The following is a 14,931-nucleotide window of genomic DNA, read 5'->3' as shown; positions in this document are numbered from 1 at the left end:
ATGCCGCGCATTGCGAATCAGCTTAAAGTACTCTCAAATTTTCGTTTCGCAGACGTTATTGCTTGAGCTATTTTGGCCCGATGGTTTATTTCCCACTCAGCGAGTGTTAATGACGCCTCTTTACTCGCTTTCTGTGAAGCCATTAAATACACTTCGTCTTTTCTGGATTTAGGAATAACGACGATACCTTCTGCATCAGCAACAATGATATCTCCCGTAGAGACCTTTGCTCCCCCGCAAGTGATTGGAGCGCCCAATTCAGAATAAACCTCTTTCTTTCCCGGTACTGGATGAACACCTTTCGCAAAAACTGGAAACTTCATGTCTGAAATTTCAGTCAAATCTCGAATGACACCATCAATAATAAAGCCTTTGATACCTCGACTCTTCGCGACTGCGCATACATTACCGCCGGCTACGGCATATTCGCAATCAACTCCATCCACTACAATGATAGAGCCTTCTGGTGCTTCGTATATGGCTGAATGAAGCATTAAATTATCACCAGAAGTTAACTGGACAGTAAACGCTTCTCCACAAATTCGCGGTATTCCCTGCCAAAGAGGACCAATACTAAAATTAGTAAAGTGGTCGTTACTTAGTATGTTTCCGTAATCGGTTGTCGCTAATTTAGAAAAATCTCGCTTCATATTTACTCTCCACTTTCAAAGTGGGCAAATACTTCTGCGCCAGTCATATTGTGCGTTTCATTTTTAATTTCGTAGTATTCGGGCTTTTCATCGATGAATATCTGATGAGTTAACTTGTAGTCATCCCCAGACATCAATAAACCAACAGGAAGGTGGTACTGATTATTTGGCACCAAAAAGTAAAACAAGTGAGTACCACATTTACCGCAGAAACCTCTCTCTGCCCAATCTGATGATTTATATCTCACTACATTTGATTCACCTGATATTTTGACGGAATCAGAGCAATCAATGACTAACATCGGGCCGCCAGACCAATTCCTACACATACTACAATGACAAGCCCCCAATTCATTACTGGCGTACTCTACTTCCAACTCAACTGAGCCACATAGGCACTTTCCTTTACCTTTCATGAATCCTCCAATCTTTGCAGTGTGTGAAATGAATAGCAGATAACGCTTTTTATACCGATGACTTAATAAGAAAGGTCATTTTTTGTTTCCCTTCTCCGACAGATACACGGCATACTTTTTAGAGACCCATTTATGCATATGAAGCCCTGTTTTACGAAAAAGATACCAATCTATAGCAGCTAGAATCACCAAACCGATTACAGTACCCATTGTAAAACCTCCATGCTCATTGAAATGTTACTCTAACAAATGGTTAAGAAAAGCACTGTGAACCTAAACAAACTATTAAGACTAGATATGGATAGTTACTTTTATTCAGGAAGAATTGCAGGGGTATGATGGCCGCTTAAGTGTTGAACGTGATACCACCTTCAACGCGTAGTGAAAATGCCAAGTATTGTGAATCTCTCTTGAACAACTTATTAAACATATTTATCATCTAACAACTAAACTTTTTGGATTACTTTCATATGTTTACATCGGATGAACTATCAGCTTACGCAACAAGCGTGGCTGCCATTGCCGCCATACTATCAGCTGTTGCAGCGTTTAAAGCAAACAGTACTGCCAAAAGTGCAGTCAAACTACAGCAACAACTTGAAAACAGTAAGTTGAGCTTTATAAAGCACCAAGAAAGCCTAAGACTCCTTCAGTCCATCATTTCTTCTTTCGCTCAAATAGAAGCTCTCGCTAAATCAGATAGATGTGACAATAACAACGAAAAAATTGACACTGTAATATCTCAGTTCCAGACCGATATTGAAATTCTGAAAGCCATAGACTCTGAAATTGGAACTCTCATAGCTAAATGGGAAATTGATCGTGAAGTGAAAAACGATTCTATTCCTCGAGTGATCTACTACATCATAGGTAACATGCATGCAATTATTGGCAATAAATACGATGAGTTCTTTAACACTAAAAAACTTGAGCTAATAACTATTCAAGAACAGCTTTTTAGGTCCATCGCTAAATTTGAATAGTGTGTTTAACAGCTATTAAACCAAAAAATTCCGCACTTAAATCCAGAATATTTCTGTGTAGTTTCTAAGATAGGCAAGCAATATGCAACCAAGCCATTGCATAACAATGGCTTATGTCACAGCTAATTTTAGGCATGTGAAAAATCGATTATTTCAATTCATCTGGAATGCGGCGATCTTTGTGATAATACTCTCGGTCGCGTTCGTTGATTTCGCGAACTACACGGCATGGGTTACCAACTGCGACGACATTGGCTGGGATGTCTTTGGTGACGATGCTGCCTGCGCCGATTACTGAGTTTTCACCAATGGTGACACCGGGAAGTACGACGGTGTGTGCGCCAAGCCATACGTTGTTGCCAATACGAACGGGGATATTGAACTGCGCTGCTTTTAGCCTGAGTTCTGGGCTGATGGGATGTGTGCCAGTGGCGATGGTCACGTTAGGCGCAATCATCACGTTGTTGCCAATGAATACGTCTGTGTCGTCGACCAGAGTTAGATTGAAGTTAACGTATACGTTGTTACCTAGGTGCGTGTGACGCCCCCAGTTCGCATGTAATGGTGGTTCAATGTAGCAGCCCTCACCGACTTCGGCGAACAACTGCTTCATGATCTGCTGTCGTTTATCCCCTTCGCTCGGGCGAGTATGGTTGAAATCGTATAGCACTTCTAAGCATTGAGTTTGCTCAGCAACCAAATCAACGTCGTCACAGTAGTAAACGTCTTGGCTGTGCATTTTAGCCTTTATATCCATGTTTGAACCTATTTGATCATTGCCTTATGTCGGCATAAATAAAGAAACAGATGGATAATTTGAAGTTTTCACTGGCCTTAATGCAAGTTGGATGAATTAACGCGGCCTGATGTTTTCAGCCACACGCCACACCACACCACTTGGGTCAGTGATACAAAACTCAAGCATTCCCCAAGGCTGTTCAACAACCTCGGAAACGGTAACTTCAAATTCCGACACTACATTAGAGTTTTGGATGTGTTGATACCAACTTTTTACGTCTTCAACCAGCAAGTGCATCATGTAATTGTGACAGTGCGCAGGTTCATAAAAGTTTTGCAGAAGGAAGGCACAACTGCCGTGTCGTAGATAGGCGATATCGTGAAATTCAGACATCAGATCGAAGCCGATTGACTGGTAAAAACGCTTGGATAAATCGAAGTCTTTCGCGGGTACGAAAGACTTAATTTCTGAGACTTTGAGGTTTTCCATCCTACATCCTTATAGTGTTGATATCCTTGTGCTGACACGCTTAACGCTTTAAGTGGTTACAGCGTTTATTCAGAGCTATTATTCAGAGCTATTATTCAGAGTTTTGCTGAAATGAGTCGACTTCGGCTTTGGTTAGATAACGCCACTGGCCTGCTTCAACATCTAAACGCACATCTCCAATCTGTTCACGGTGTAGGCCAACAACTCGATTCCCTACTGCAGCAAACATTCGTTTCACTTGATGAAACTTACCTTCTGTAATGGTCAACAGCACTTCTTTACTGGTAATCACTTCGAGCTCTGCCGGACGCGTCGGTTTTTGCTCGCCTTGCAATTGAATGCCCGCTTTAAACTTATCAGCGACATCGTCTTTGATATCTCGTGACAATGCCACGCGGTACACTTTCTTACATGACTTGGTTGGCAGCGTGATGTTGAATGACCATCGCCCATCATCGGTAATCAAAACTAAGCCTGTGGTGTCGGCATCTAAGCGCCCTGCAATGTGCAGTTCTGATGCTTTGTCTATCTCGATGTATTTAAACAGTGATGGATAAACTTCGTCGATATTGGAGCAGATAGTACCCGCAGGCTTGTGCATTAAAAGGTAACGAAATTCACGCAACTTAAGCGGCGTGCCATTTAACAAGATGGTGTTGTTTTCATGAACCTGAGTCGATTCATCGGTGACTGTTTCACTGTTTACGTTCACCTCGCCATTATGGATGCGTTCAATTGCTTCAGGCTTGGTTAGTTCAGTGCTTTTACATAGGTATTTATCAATGCGCATTAATCGTCGGCACCACATTTTGCGCATGGCTTGTAAGTTCGTTCACCTTGCTCGATAACCACATAGTCACCAACGCACTTGTCACATAAAGCGAGCTTTGGGTAAGCCTCTTTTTGTTTCTTTGCGTTGATGTTGCCTTCGGTGGTGTATACGGTTCTCATTTTGATGCCTTTGTTTGAATAACGTGAGAGGCGCAAATTGTATCACTGTTTACAGCTTTGATTGGAGTGGTGGTGCATAGATAAGTTGATTTTAAGTGCCGCTATTCCATGTTCCCTCCCCGTAACGGCTTAACCATGAACAACAAAGTCAACGTGCCACGCCTATCAGTGGTAAAATGATAAAAGCTCACCAACCAATGAAGTCGATAATGAAAGATTGTAATCAATGCGGAAAATGCTGTATCAAATACGGAGATGGCGACCTTGCCGCGACTCAAGAAGAGATCGATTTGTGGGAGCTGTTCAACCCAGACATCTTTGAATATGTTCGAGGAAGCGAGATATGGTTTGATCCTGAATCTGGCGAACGTTTAACTCGATGCCCTTTTCTGGAGCTGGTTCCGACGAAAGACACCAAGGCTCAAGCCAAGTACACATGTAGTATTTACTTAGACCGACCAGAAGATTGCCGACACTACCCAAGCCTAATTAATGAGATGGTACGAGATGAGTGTGAAATGATTGAGGTGGTGGATTTACAAGACACGAAGAAAGCTCAAAGGAAACTCGACCTATTGATGAAAGACAGCCGCCCTTCAAGCTATTCGTAAGCGATGATCTTTTGAAGATCAATCTTCAGCATTCGCTAATAGCCGCTAAAACCTTAAGCCAAATACTGGTTCGCTTCTAACCAATCAAGCGCAACCAGTGCTGCCAATGAACATACTGCTCTGTCGTTGCCGTTAACAAACTTAAGTTCTTCGATTTCGGCATCTGGAGACAGTACGCCAGTATAATCAGCAAGGTAACAAGTCAATTGCACTGATACGCCTTCCGCTTTGCCATCAGCTTGTCCTGTAAACGTCTCGACGTATTTGATGGAATCAGGCACTAAATCAACTGAGATCTCTTCTTTGATTTCGCGAACCAGTGCTTGCTCATCACTTTCGCCAGCTTCACGCTTACCACCCGGTAGGTAGAACAGTTCTTTGCCTTTTGATCTCACCATCAACAGCTTGCCGTCTTTGATGAATATCCAAGCCAGCTTATCAATTATCTTATGCATGTCGTTAGACCTTATTTCTGTTTTAGTTCTCGTTATTACTGAATCTAGCCACACCATTAGTCGCGACCAAACAAAGCCTGGGTATGTTACACGCTGGAATGAATATACTCTATTGAATCGAATGGGAAATATCATAACCAAAACGAAAAATGACAGCGTTCGAGACAATGCTCGTCAACTGTCATTGCAATGTTTACTGATTGTTCGTTAGCTGTTCGCGAATATTATCAATCGACTAGCCACTTAAGCGCAGAGTCGTGGTCTTCGAATGACTTAATCTCACCAGACACAAACCAACTCCCTACTTTTGAAGCAAATTCTTGCCAGCTTTTATCACCATAAATCGCGATTTTGTCTATCTTCGAATTGAGCTCTAATCCCAGTTTGAAATCATCCCAAGCAGCACGTAACTCCCAACCCGTTAAGGTAGAGATGTCGACCAGCATCTTGAGTTTAGATGAATCGAGTTCTTCTAGCGTGGTATTTAGAATTGGCATCATTGCTTGATAGTCATGGTGTGTGAGTTTGCCTTTCGCTTTAAACACAACGATGGTTTCACCGCTAACACGTTCAATTCCAACCGATATTCCGTGACGTTCGATACTCATAACCTAGCCCTCATAGTGGAAACTATAGTTAGCTTAGAGGATTAAACAACAAAGAGATGAGAGGTTGACGTCAAAACGGACAAGCACTTTATCTGGGCTTAATATCAGAGAGTTAATCGCACTTCCCCAACAGTTCGCTTAGGCTTTGAACTTGCGCGAAACGTGGGTGCTGTGACTTAAGCTCAACTCCTTCCGTGTTCAACCACACCGTATTCAAACCCGCTTCAAGTGCTGGGTAAATGTCTTTCTCTAAGGTGTCGCCAACCATGGTGATGTCTTGTGGTGCAACACCGAGTTTGGAAATGATGGCAGGATAGAACCCCGACTCGAACTTAGAAAAGCCAATGCTCGCCTTACAAAAGTAACCCAAGATATATTGAGACAGGCCAACACGCTCGAAGGCACGAATGATGTCGTCTTTACTGGAATCACCAGCATTGGTGGCAACATAAACTTGGTGATTGTTGGAGAGTTCAGCCAGTAATGCACGAACACCACTCACTTCTTGTACGGTTTCCCAGTCACACATCTTCCCTTGTGCGTTTGGGAAATCGACCATCAACGTATTGCCCCAGTCGAATAAGACTATTTCTGTTAATTCGATTAGCTTTGTCATCTTGCCTCCTGCATACGATGAATTATCTAATGTTTAAGCGAGCCTATAAAAACTTCTCGATAAGGATCTCGTCAAAGTACTGATCGCCAATCTTACCGTGTTTTTTAGCCGTACCGACGATTTCAAAACCTTGCTTAAGGTATACCACTAACGCGCGCTCGTTGTCTGCTCTTACATAGGCGAACAGCTTTTCATAACCTTTGGCTTTGGCTGATTTGAATGTGTAATCGAACAATTGCTTGGCAACGCCCTGCCCACGGCTATTTGCATCAACATAAGTGCCAATAATACCAACATGGTCAAAGGCCTTAGTGTAAGTAGCAAATGGTTCGACATTCTGAAAACCAAGTAACTGGTTGGTCGTCTCGGTGACTGCAACGCTAAATACACCACGCTCAGGGAACGACTCAATGAATGCCTTTTCTTCATCAACAGTAAAAGTCTGATCCAAGATCGTATAACGCGCTTCGATAATGATTGGACTTAATACATCAATAATGCCTTGTGCATCTTCTACCGCGACTTCTCTGATTGTTAAGCTCATACTTCTCTGCCTTTTTATTGCTTTGGGCAGATTCTATCGCTATATGCCATCCCTTTGATAGGACACAATGTTGTCGAAGGCGATATCAAAGTAGAGTTCGTAGCTATTTTGTTCAACATAGCCCAAATGTGGAGTCGCAGTGACGTTTGGTAAGGACAATAGCGGTTCGGTGTCTGTTGTTACTGGCTCACAATCGAACACATCAATAGCGGCAGTTTTGGTCGGTACCTCGCGTAGTTCATGATACAGAGCCATCGGTTCGACTAACTCGGCACGGCTGATGTTCACAAACAGTGAGTCCGCCTTCATCAAGCTAAGGTCGTGTGCCGTAACACATCCTCTGGTGACATCATTCAAACGCAAATGCAAAGAAAGCACATCTACTTCTCGAAAGAAATCTTGTTTGGTTGTTGCTGCTTCAAAGCCATCTGCTTGTGCTTGATCGCGTGAAGCTTGGCTGCCCCACACTATGACAGACATCCCAAATGCTTGGGCATATTGTGCAATGCATTTTCCGATTTTTCCGTAGCCCCAAATACCTAGCTTCAAGCCCTTCAAAGTTCGACCTAACCCTAGCGAGCCAGAATCTTGCCACTGGTTTTGCTTAAGGTTTGAAGCGTAAGTCGGAATGTGGCGCGATGCAGCCATAATCAACGCCCAGCATAATTCAGAGGGTGCGACTGGCGAGCCTTGGCCTTCTAACACGGTGATGCCAAATCGTTCGCACATTTTCGGGTCGATATGGTTACTCACTTTGCCCGTCTGGCTAATAAGATTGAGGTTTGGGAGCTGCGATAACAAAGTTTCGGTGATCTCGGTTCTTTCACGAATGAGCACAATGACTTCAAACGAGACCAATTTAGCGACGAGATCTTGCTCTGAGTAAGTCTCGGTAAATACCGTGACATCGTATTGTTCGAGTTTGTTGAAGCAATCGAGGTCTTTAACAACGTTCTGGTAGTCATCCAATATCGCTATCTTCACATCACTCTCCTTGTGATTGTTGATTATCTGTCGTTGGTCAATGAAGGTTAAAGTGCCAAGCTTTCCGATTCAACACGGACACTCACTGGGACTTCACTATTGATAAACCACTTTGAAACGCTCCAATATAAGTAACATGTCTTCACTTGGCGAGATCTTGAGCTCTTCACATTCACGAGAGAAGAAGCTCCAGTGAGCTTCTCTCCACCATTCAAGTGTTTTATCACCCTCACCTTCGGCGGCAGCAAACTCAGCAGTGACTTCGTTGTATTTGCACGACGACACCGACGTGATCTCAACGATACAGATGGGCTCACCATCCCAATCGGTGACGACTTGCAAGTGACCAACTACTGGTCTCGTCTCTCCTTCATGGCTGTACCAATATTCAAGGCTGCAAGACGCCTGTTTTTCGCCCTTAAGAATCAACTGCGCACAAAGGTTGGCGTTGTACTCGTCGGCGCAGTAATAATCAGCACTAAAGGAGGTGTATTGCGAGGCAACGTCTGCTGGCAATGTGTTGAGGTAGCTATCAAGATAAGCTTTGCTTCTTTCTTCCATGATCTTTCCAAATTCAATATTAGGTTGAGCCGATAAATACTTATAGATTAAGCATCTGGCTGCATTGGGAGTAACCTATCAAGCCAGGTTATTGCTGTAAACCGAGTGAATATCAAAATGTGGGCTGAGAAAGCAGAATCTCGGTAGGATTTCGAGGCCAATACAAAAAGATCCAAAAAGTGAAAGAAGAGCCAAAAGCACCTTTAGTCTGTGCTTTTAGCTATTCGTATCTCGTTACTAATAGCTCGTAACTGACGGGGTATTAACGGTTTAAGAAGTCGACCGCTTTGTCTGGGAAGTCAGTAAACACACCATCGACTTTGACTTGGTTGTAGAAGACATTCAACATGCCATCAAAGTTATCAGCATAAGCTGGGATTCTTCCCGGGTCAGCACGGAACGTGTACGGGTGAACATCTAAGCCTGCGTCTTTTGCTGATTTCATTAACGGCTTAATAATGATGTTTTCTTTGGTCGATACATCGTCCACCAACATTGGCTTCCAAGGGCCTATTCCTTCCGCGTAAGTCGCGACTTTTTCCATGCCACCAGCTTCAAACATCCAGTCGTAACTGTACGGCGTTGCTTTGTCGCCCTTGTAAGTCATGGTTTCATTCCAATCTGTATAGGCCATCAACTGAACGAGCTTAAGATCCATTTCCATCGCTGGCATGAGTTCATCATTAATGCGTTGAAGTTCATTGGCGTCAAAACACTGCAAATACACTTTGTCGTCTTTCGATAGGTAACCATATTGATGCAAGGTCGCAAGCACAGCTTTTGAGATATCTTTGCCTTCGTGACGATGGAACCAAGGCGCTTTAATTTCAGGATAGATGCCCACGTCATAACCTAAGGTCTTATTTAAGCCTTGGATCAGCTCAATCTCTTCTGCAAAGGTAGCGACACGGAAATCAGACCGCCACATTGGGAAGCGTGCTGGGAACCCAGCCACTCGATTACCTTGGTCATCTAGGTTAAAGCCTTCAGTCACCTTTAATGATTTGATCTCAGCGAGCGTAAAATCAATCGCGTAGAAACGGCCATCTGCTCGTGCACGGTCTGGAAAGCGGTCCGCGACATCGGTGACTCGGTCTAGATAGTGATCATGCAAAACCACCAATTGGTCGTCTTTGGTCATCACGACATCTTGTTCGATGTAGTCGGGTTTCATCGCATAAGCGAGCGCTTTAGCGGGTAATGTGTGTTCAGGTAAATAACCAGAAGCGCCGCGATGTGCAATCACTAAAGGATCGGCGAACGCATTTGCAGATAAACTTAGTGCTAATAAGGTCAGAGACAGTGACGTTGTTTTCATTATTGTTTCCCTTGATAAAACAGAAGCAGGATATACCTGCCTCTGTTGTTATTTATAGATGTGATTCAGTAAATACACTACTGAGCTAGCGCTTCTCTCTCTCGTTCGAGATCTTTTTGTTTGTGGTGCGCACGTTCACCTAAGAAGGCGTAAAGCAGACAGATTATTGAAGCCACACAAGCGCCGACCAAGATAATGAAGCCGCCATCCCAGCCGTAATGGTCAACCATAAAGCCGAGTATTGCGTTCGCAGCAACCGCGCCACCTAAGTAACCAAACAAACCTGTTAGACCAGCCGCTGTACCTGCTGCTTTCTTAGGTGCAAGTTCCAGTGCATACAAACCGATCAGCATTACAGGGCCATAGATAAGGAAACCAATCGCAACCAGTGCCAACATATCAACCGTTGGGTTACCTGCTGGGTTCAGCCAATATACCAACACAGCGACTGTCACTAGAACCATGAACAAGATACCTGCAGGTGCGCGTCGGCCTTTGAATAACTTATCTGAAATCCAACCACACAATAAAGTGCCAGGGATACCAGCCCACTCATACAGGAAGTAAGCCCAAGATGATTTATCTACTGAGAAGTCTTTTGCTTCTTTTAAGTAAACCGGAGCCCAATCGAGTACGCCATAACGAATAAGGTAAACAAACGCGTTAGCAATCGCGATTGACCACAACAGCTTGTTAGAGAAAACGTACTTAAAGAAGATCTCTTTCGCCGTCATTTCTTTCTCATGAGACGTATCGTAGTCGTCTGGGTAATCGTCTTTGTGTTCTTCAATCGGTGGTAAGCCGCAAGATTGAGGCGTATCTCTTACCGTAAACCAAACAAAGACAGCAACGAGAGTGGCAAAAAATGCAGGAACATAAAAAGCGGTTCGCCAATCGTCGTTAAAAGCCCACAGCCCCAACAAGAACATCGGACCAATCAAACCGCCACCCACGTTGTGAGCAACGTTCCATACCGATACGATCTCACCACGTTCTTTTCGTGACCACCAGTGAACCATGGTTCGTCCACAAGCTGGCCAACCCATACCTTGGAACCAACCATTCAAGAACAGCAGAATAAACATCGCAGTGATGCTGCCTGTTGCCCAAGGCATAAAGCCAAAGCAGAACATCACCAGCGCCGACATTAACAAGCCACCGCTGAGGAAGTATCGAGGATTAGAACGGTCAGAAACACTGCCCATTAAGAACTTAGATAAGCCGTAAGCGATAGATACCGCCGCTAATGCAACCCCTAGTTCTCCACGGCTAAAACCTTGTTCAATGAGATAAGGCATCGCCAAACTAAAGTTTTTACGGACTAAGTAGTAACCCGCATAGCCAACGAAGATACCGAGAAACAGCTGCCATCGTAGTCGTGTGTAGGTGCTATCGATTTTGTCTGATGACAAGCGATCGATATGCGCCATAGGTTTGAATATTCCAAACATAGGAACCTCATAATTATTGGGCGAAGGAAGAATTAAAATGCTCGAACGAAAAAATTTAGCGCTCATTCGAAATCAAGGGAATTGTATGTGCTTCAGGATTAATTTCTGTGATAGAGGTAGTCATTAACAAAAAATAACTTTAAATACAGCACATTAGTTTCATTTAATTAGACTGCGATTCATGTTTTTGTTTGTATCTGTTTAATTAAACATCAGAACTTTCGAGGGTGAATAAATCCAAAAAGAGCGAGCGAACACAAATCAACCAACAACAAGTTTGTTATTACTGCGAATGCATAGTGAATACCGACAATTTTGGTTGAATCTGTGGAGTTATGAAGGTGGTTTGGGCTATTGGTTAAAGAAGTTCGCCAAAATTAATACAAACAAAAAGGGTCTAGATTTCTCTAGACCCTTTTAGGTAATAACGCTTAGTGGCTTTATATTGACTAATTAGACAAACATAGCTAATTACTCGAAGTATTAGCTAGCCACACGACGTGGTTATGCGTCGATGTAAAAAGCTTCTACAGTGCCTTTTAGAGTAATAAGCATTGGCTGACCAAAACGATCTAGCGCTTTTGGAGAAGGGATCTTAACCCAACCTTCGCTGATGCAGTATTCTTCAACATCAGTACGCTCTTTACCATTTAGACGAATGCCGATTGGGTATTCGAAACACTCAGCAATGTGGTGTGGGCTGCGTGGGTTACCTGCAAGATGATCTGGTAAAGCTGGTCTTGAATTAGTATCGCTCATGTTCATTACCTGTATGTACGTAAATAAAAAAAGTGCGTCATTCTAGTCAATATAGGCTTTGTGCTCAACAACTGCCGCAATAAATCGTCTTGATCGTTTTAATCAACAGCTAGTTGTTTGATTTAAAGGCGATATCGGCATAAGTTTCAACGATAATTTAACAGAGTTATGCGTTATTGATGAAAGAGAGAACTCGAACGTTAGATAACCTAATATCAGGCTTTTATTCCGAGCTTATCGATTAAGCTCAATACTCATCACTTTATGGTTCGGTTCTGATTCGATATCGACAACTGACCAACCTAGCCCTTGGTAGAGTCCCATGATATTGGTGTACGCGTAGAGTTGAGTTTGCACTGCAGAAGAAACCTGTCTGACACCACGATTAATCAGTTCACTCGCAATACCTTGACCGCGCCATTTTGGATCGACAAACACAGCGTTGATCCACACCACATCCCGAACTTGATGAGGTTCCTGAAAATGGGAATATGCCAAGCCACCAATGACCACATTATCGCGAAGCACTACTATTACTGGAGGGAGTTGTACGCAGTCTTTATAGGTATCTTTAAACTTAAAATCCGACCATTCACTTTGAAATAAGCCCTCTAACTCGCTCCAATAAGGTGAGTTTTCATCGCAATTTCTAAAGATTACTTTCTGCATTTGTCCGTCCTTTGAAAGGGAGTAATTCAGCTATCCTAGCCTTGTTTAATCTTAGTGTAGGTAAAGCTACTCTTCTTCGTCGTAATCGTCTGCTGGGTCTTGATTAATTTCTTCGCCGCATCCTAGGCATTCACCTTGTAGATCCGTAGGCATCACAATAATCAAACCACAATGCGGGCATAAATCGCCTTGTTGAAACATCCTGTATTCCTTCTACTTCATGGCTATTGCTTGGGATGGTTATTGCTTAGGATACTTCTGCTTACTCGCTTCTAACCAGTCGTGAATCACTTGGCGAGCGGATTCTGATGGCGGTGCATTTCGTTTTCCGCAGATTTGGTCTATCTCAAAAGGAAATGCTTTGCTCGGAACGCGGCGTAAACCTATGGTTAAACGCTGAGGTTTGAGCATGCGGAACACCACATAACGATCGCTCATGATTCGGTTATGATACACACCAATACAGTGCTTCTGCTCTATGCCTTCGTGTTCAAGGTCGTAATAATCAGTGAGCGGATGAATGTTGTCATTACCGAGCAAAGGAACGGGATAAGGGATGTCTTTATCCATTGGGCGATTACCCTCCAAACGACGTAATTGGCGTTGCTCCGTCCAGCGGTCATGCAGTTGTTCAAACATCGCAAAAGAGTTCTGACTGGTAATAGCGCGCAGTGGATCATCCATCTCCAAATCTTGCCCTAGCAATATCGCATCTTGGAACATCGCCATCTTCGACGGTGCATTAAGTCTGCCCTCTTCCACCATTGCAATCCCTAATCGGCTGCCGGTTAAAAATGGATGAACTTGGTCCAAACGCAGGGCTGTGTATCCAACTTTTGAGTAGTGCTTAAACTTAAGAACTCGTCTTTGCAATGGTTCGAGAATGCGAACAATGTGGTCGAGTTCATCACCAACGTTGTAATGAAGCTCTAGCTTGTCGATGAATTTGAGTGTCGCCTTGCTACTGTCTAAACCCAACTTAGCAAGGATCTTCTTCTGCCCTAAGCGACTCAGTGCCAGTGCTTTCTTGTTGTCGACACTGTATTTCATGCAGATGAGAGCCAAAATAACAGGCCTTAATTCAAGCAATTGCGCGGCTTCATAAGTATTCGCAGCAAGCCACAACATCTGGTATTGGTATTCTGGAAAGTCGTCGGTGATTTCACGATAGCGCGCAGGCAATGAGTCTAACCAACGACCATTCACGTCAAACTGTTCAACAAGGTTGAGGCTCAGCCCAATGCCCCCATCAAGCGGTCGTCTACCATCTTCAAACACATGAAAGCCGACCAGCTTTTGAGACCAGTCTCGGATCTCAATATCGTAGTCGAAACCTAATGTTCGAGTGGGAATGGTTAGTAGTGCTGTCATTGATGCCTCTTCGTTATTGGCGCATTGAACTATCAAGCCTATCTAACAGAATAAGCTAGCGCTTCAACCACTATATCAACCTTTTGTAAATTTCTTATCAATCAAAGCGATATAAATAAGATAGTGCTTAGAAGAACATTGAATGATGATTTTACGGAATATGAGATCTCTTCGATATCATTTGTGCCAACAGAAACTATGCTTGTTACATAACTCACAACAAGAGGCTTTAATTATGGATTACCGACATATTCTGGTCGCACTTGAACTGTCTGACGACACCAAGATTCTCATTGATAGAGCGACCTTCTTCGCTGATAAACTGGAGGCTGGCATTTCATTTGTTTATATCGATGGTACGCATGGAGAAATTTACCCAGAACTCGTTGATATTCAGGGAAATGACGGTGATTTACCCATCAATGAAGATGCCGTGAAGCATTTGAAAGAGTTTGAGGAGTACGCCAAGCACCCAATCAAGCACATTTTCGTGGGAACGGGTGATTTGAACGATAAGCTCAAAAATGCCATCGAAGCAAACGGTGTTGACCTATTGCTGTGTGGCCATCACCATGATTTTTGGCATAAGCTCATCTCCCATTCTAAACAGATCATCGATACTTCCCCTATCGATATTCTCGTTGTTCCTATGGAATAAATGCTGCAGTTCGACACTCAAAAATAGCCTATATTGCCAACCTCTATCGGTATTATTGGTTGGCTTAATACCCTCTTCAACACCCTCATCCTGACCAA

At 43.4% G+C, this 14,931-nt stretch carries 21 protein-coding genes; 3 read left to right on the top strand and 18 right to left on the bottom strand.

The genetic code is table 11. The features are described from left to right. Window positions 1-17: 17 nt before the first annotated feature. Both MSG34_RS13870 and MSG34_RS13865 read right to left on the bottom strand, forming a co-directional pair. Complete coding sequence (locus MSG34_RS13870) at window positions 18-650, bottom strand: RraA family protein (RefSeq protein WP_248337975.1); 633 nt, start codon at window positions 648-650, stop codon at window positions 18-20. A gap of 2 nt (window positions 651-652) precedes the next feature. Further along, window positions 653-1,066 (bottom strand): GFA family protein, encoded by a 414-nt coding sequence (locus MSG34_RS13865; RefSeq protein WP_248337973.1) that lies wholly within the window; start codon window positions 1,064-1,066, stop codon window positions 653-655. Between the two features lie 470 nt (window positions 1,067-1,536). Between MSG34_RS13865 and MSG34_RS13860 the strand changes: the two genes are divergently transcribed. Further along, entirely contained in the window at window positions 1,537-2,049 is a 513-nt protein-coding gene (locus MSG34_RS13860; protein WP_248337970.1) for a hypothetical protein, read from the top strand. 148 nt (window positions 2,050-2,197) lie between these two features. On the opposite strand, the gene MSG34_RS13855 is transcribed toward MSG34_RS13860, so the two are convergent. From MSG34_RS13855 to MSG34_RS13840, 4 genes are all read right to left on the bottom strand, one after another. Continuing rightward, a complete protein-coding gene (locus MSG34_RS13855) occupies window positions 2,198-2,806 on the bottom strand; it encodes a sugar O-acetyltransferase (protein WP_248337969.1) in 609 nt (202 codons plus the stop codon). Window positions 2,807-2,902: 96 nt separating this feature from the next. After that, the gene (locus MSG34_RS13850; protein WP_248337967.1) at window positions 2,903-3,277 is read right to left on the bottom strand and encodes a VOC family protein; all 375 of its coding nucleotides are present in this window, start codon (window positions 3,275-3,277) and stop codon (window positions 2,903-2,905) included. Window positions 3,278-3,368: 91 nt separating this feature from the next. Beyond that, window positions 3,369-4,067, bottom strand: a complete 699-nt coding sequence (locus tag MSG34_RS13845) for a pseudouridine synthase (RefSeq protein WP_248337965.1) — start codon at window positions 4,065-4,067, stop codon at window positions 3,369-3,371. Next, complete coding sequence (locus tag MSG34_RS13840; RefSeq protein WP_017059212.1) at window positions 4,067-4,228, bottom strand: hypothetical protein; 162 nt, start codon at window positions 4,226-4,228, stop codon at window positions 4,067-4,069. The genes MSG34_RS13845 and MSG34_RS13840 overlap by 1 nt, the downstream gene beginning before the upstream one ends. 209 nt (window positions 4,229-4,437) lie before the next feature. Here MSG34_RS13840 and MSG34_RS13835 point away from each other — a divergent pair, with 209 nt between their 5' ends. Then, on the top strand, window positions 4,438-4,839 hold the full coding sequence (locus MSG34_RS13835) for a YkgJ family cysteine cluster protein (protein WP_017065706.1): 402 nt from the start codon (window positions 4,438-4,440) through the stop codon (window positions 4,837-4,839). A gap of 53 nt (window positions 4,840-4,892) precedes the next feature. On the opposite strand, the gene MSG34_RS13830 is transcribed toward MSG34_RS13835, so the two are convergent. From MSG34_RS13830 to MSG34_RS13780, 12 genes are all read right to left on the bottom strand, one after another. Continuing rightward, window positions 4,893-5,294, bottom strand: coding sequence for an NUDIX domain-containing protein (locus tag MSG34_RS13830; RefSeq protein WP_048611983.1), 402 nt, complete (start codon window positions 5,292-5,294; stop codon window positions 4,893-4,895). 227 nt (window positions 5,295-5,521) lie between these two features. After that, window positions 5,522-5,902 carry an STAS/SEC14 domain-containing protein gene (locus MSG34_RS13825; RefSeq protein ID WP_248337963.1) on the bottom strand — a complete coding sequence of 127 codons (381 nt, stop codon included), beginning with the start codon at window positions 5,900-5,902 and terminating at the stop codon, window positions 5,522-5,524. Between the two features lie 112 nt (window positions 5,903-6,014). Further along, entirely contained in the window at window positions 6,015-6,518 is a 504-nt protein-coding gene (locus MSG34_RS13820; RefSeq protein ID WP_248337961.1) for an HAD family hydrolase, read from the bottom strand. A 43-nt stretch (window positions 6,519-6,561) separates the two neighbouring features. Next, a complete protein-coding gene (locus MSG34_RS13815; protein ID WP_248337960.1) occupies window positions 6,562-7,062 on the bottom strand; it encodes a GNAT family N-acetyltransferase in 501 nt (166 codons plus the stop codon). A gap of 39 nt (window positions 7,063-7,101) precedes the next feature. After that, the gene (locus MSG34_RS13810) at window positions 7,102-8,046 is read right to left on the bottom strand and encodes a D-2-hydroxyacid dehydrogenase family protein (protein ID WP_248337958.1); all 945 of its coding nucleotides are present in this window, start codon (window positions 8,044-8,046) and stop codon (window positions 7,102-7,104) included. A gap of 96 nt (window positions 8,047-8,142) precedes the next feature. Beyond that, on the bottom strand, window positions 8,143-8,607 hold the full coding sequence (locus tag MSG34_RS13805; RefSeq protein ID WP_050653422.1) for an ASCH domain-containing protein: 465 nt from the start codon (window positions 8,605-8,607) through the stop codon (window positions 8,143-8,145). A gap of 262 nt (window positions 8,608-8,869) precedes the next feature. Then, window positions 8,870-9,925, bottom strand: coding sequence for a glycerophosphodiester phosphodiesterase (glpQ, locus tag MSG34_RS13800; protein ID WP_248337956.1), 1,056 nt, complete (start codon window positions 9,923-9,925; stop codon window positions 8,870-8,872). A gap of 77 nt (window positions 9,926-10,002) precedes the next feature. Continuing rightward, entirely contained in the window at window positions 10,003-11,376 is a 1,374-nt protein-coding gene (glpT, locus tag MSG34_RS13795; protein WP_029235174.1) for a glycerol-3-phosphate transporter, read from the bottom strand. 504 nt (window positions 11,377-11,880) lie between these two features. Beyond that, window positions 11,881-12,135: a DUF3297 family protein gene (locus MSG34_RS13790; protein ID WP_248337954.1), complete on the bottom strand. Its 255-nt coding sequence runs from the start codon at window positions 12,133-12,135 to the stop codon at window positions 11,881-11,883. Window positions 12,136-12,369: 234 nt separating this feature from the next. Then, window positions 12,370-12,804 carry a GNAT family N-acetyltransferase gene (locus tag MSG34_RS13785; protein ID WP_248337953.1) on the bottom strand — a complete coding sequence of 145 codons (435 nt, stop codon included), beginning with the start codon at window positions 12,802-12,804 and terminating at the stop codon, window positions 12,370-12,372. Between the two features lie 66 nt (window positions 12,805-12,870). Beyond that, the gene (locus MSG34_RS24200; protein WP_017059202.1) at window positions 12,871-13,005 is read right to left on the bottom strand and encodes a hypothetical protein; all 135 of its coding nucleotides are present in this window, start codon (window positions 13,003-13,005) and stop codon (window positions 12,871-12,873) included. A gap of 39 nt (window positions 13,006-13,044) precedes the next feature. Next, window positions 13,045-14,175, bottom strand: a complete 1,131-nt coding sequence (locus tag MSG34_RS13780) for a PcfJ domain-containing protein (protein WP_060981957.1) — start codon at window positions 14,173-14,175, stop codon at window positions 13,045-13,047. Between the two features lie 235 nt (window positions 14,176-14,410). On the opposite strand from MSG34_RS13780, the gene MSG34_RS13775 reads away from it, so the two are divergent. Further along, the gene (locus MSG34_RS13775; protein WP_248337951.1) at window positions 14,411-14,833 is read left to right on the top strand and encodes a universal stress protein; all 423 of its coding nucleotides are present in this window, start codon (window positions 14,411-14,413) and stop codon (window positions 14,831-14,833) included. The last annotated feature ends 98 nt before the right edge of the window (window positions 14,834-14,931 follow it).

Source organism: Vibrio sp. 1CM2L (assembly GCF_023161695.1).
GTDB classification, from domain to species: domain Bacteria; phylum Pseudomonadota; class Gammaproteobacteria; order Enterobacterales; family Vibrionaceae; genus Vibrio; species Vibrio coralliirubri.
Note: the sequence above shows the minus strand (reverse complement) of the source record. Positions and strands in the feature narration are given on the sequence as shown.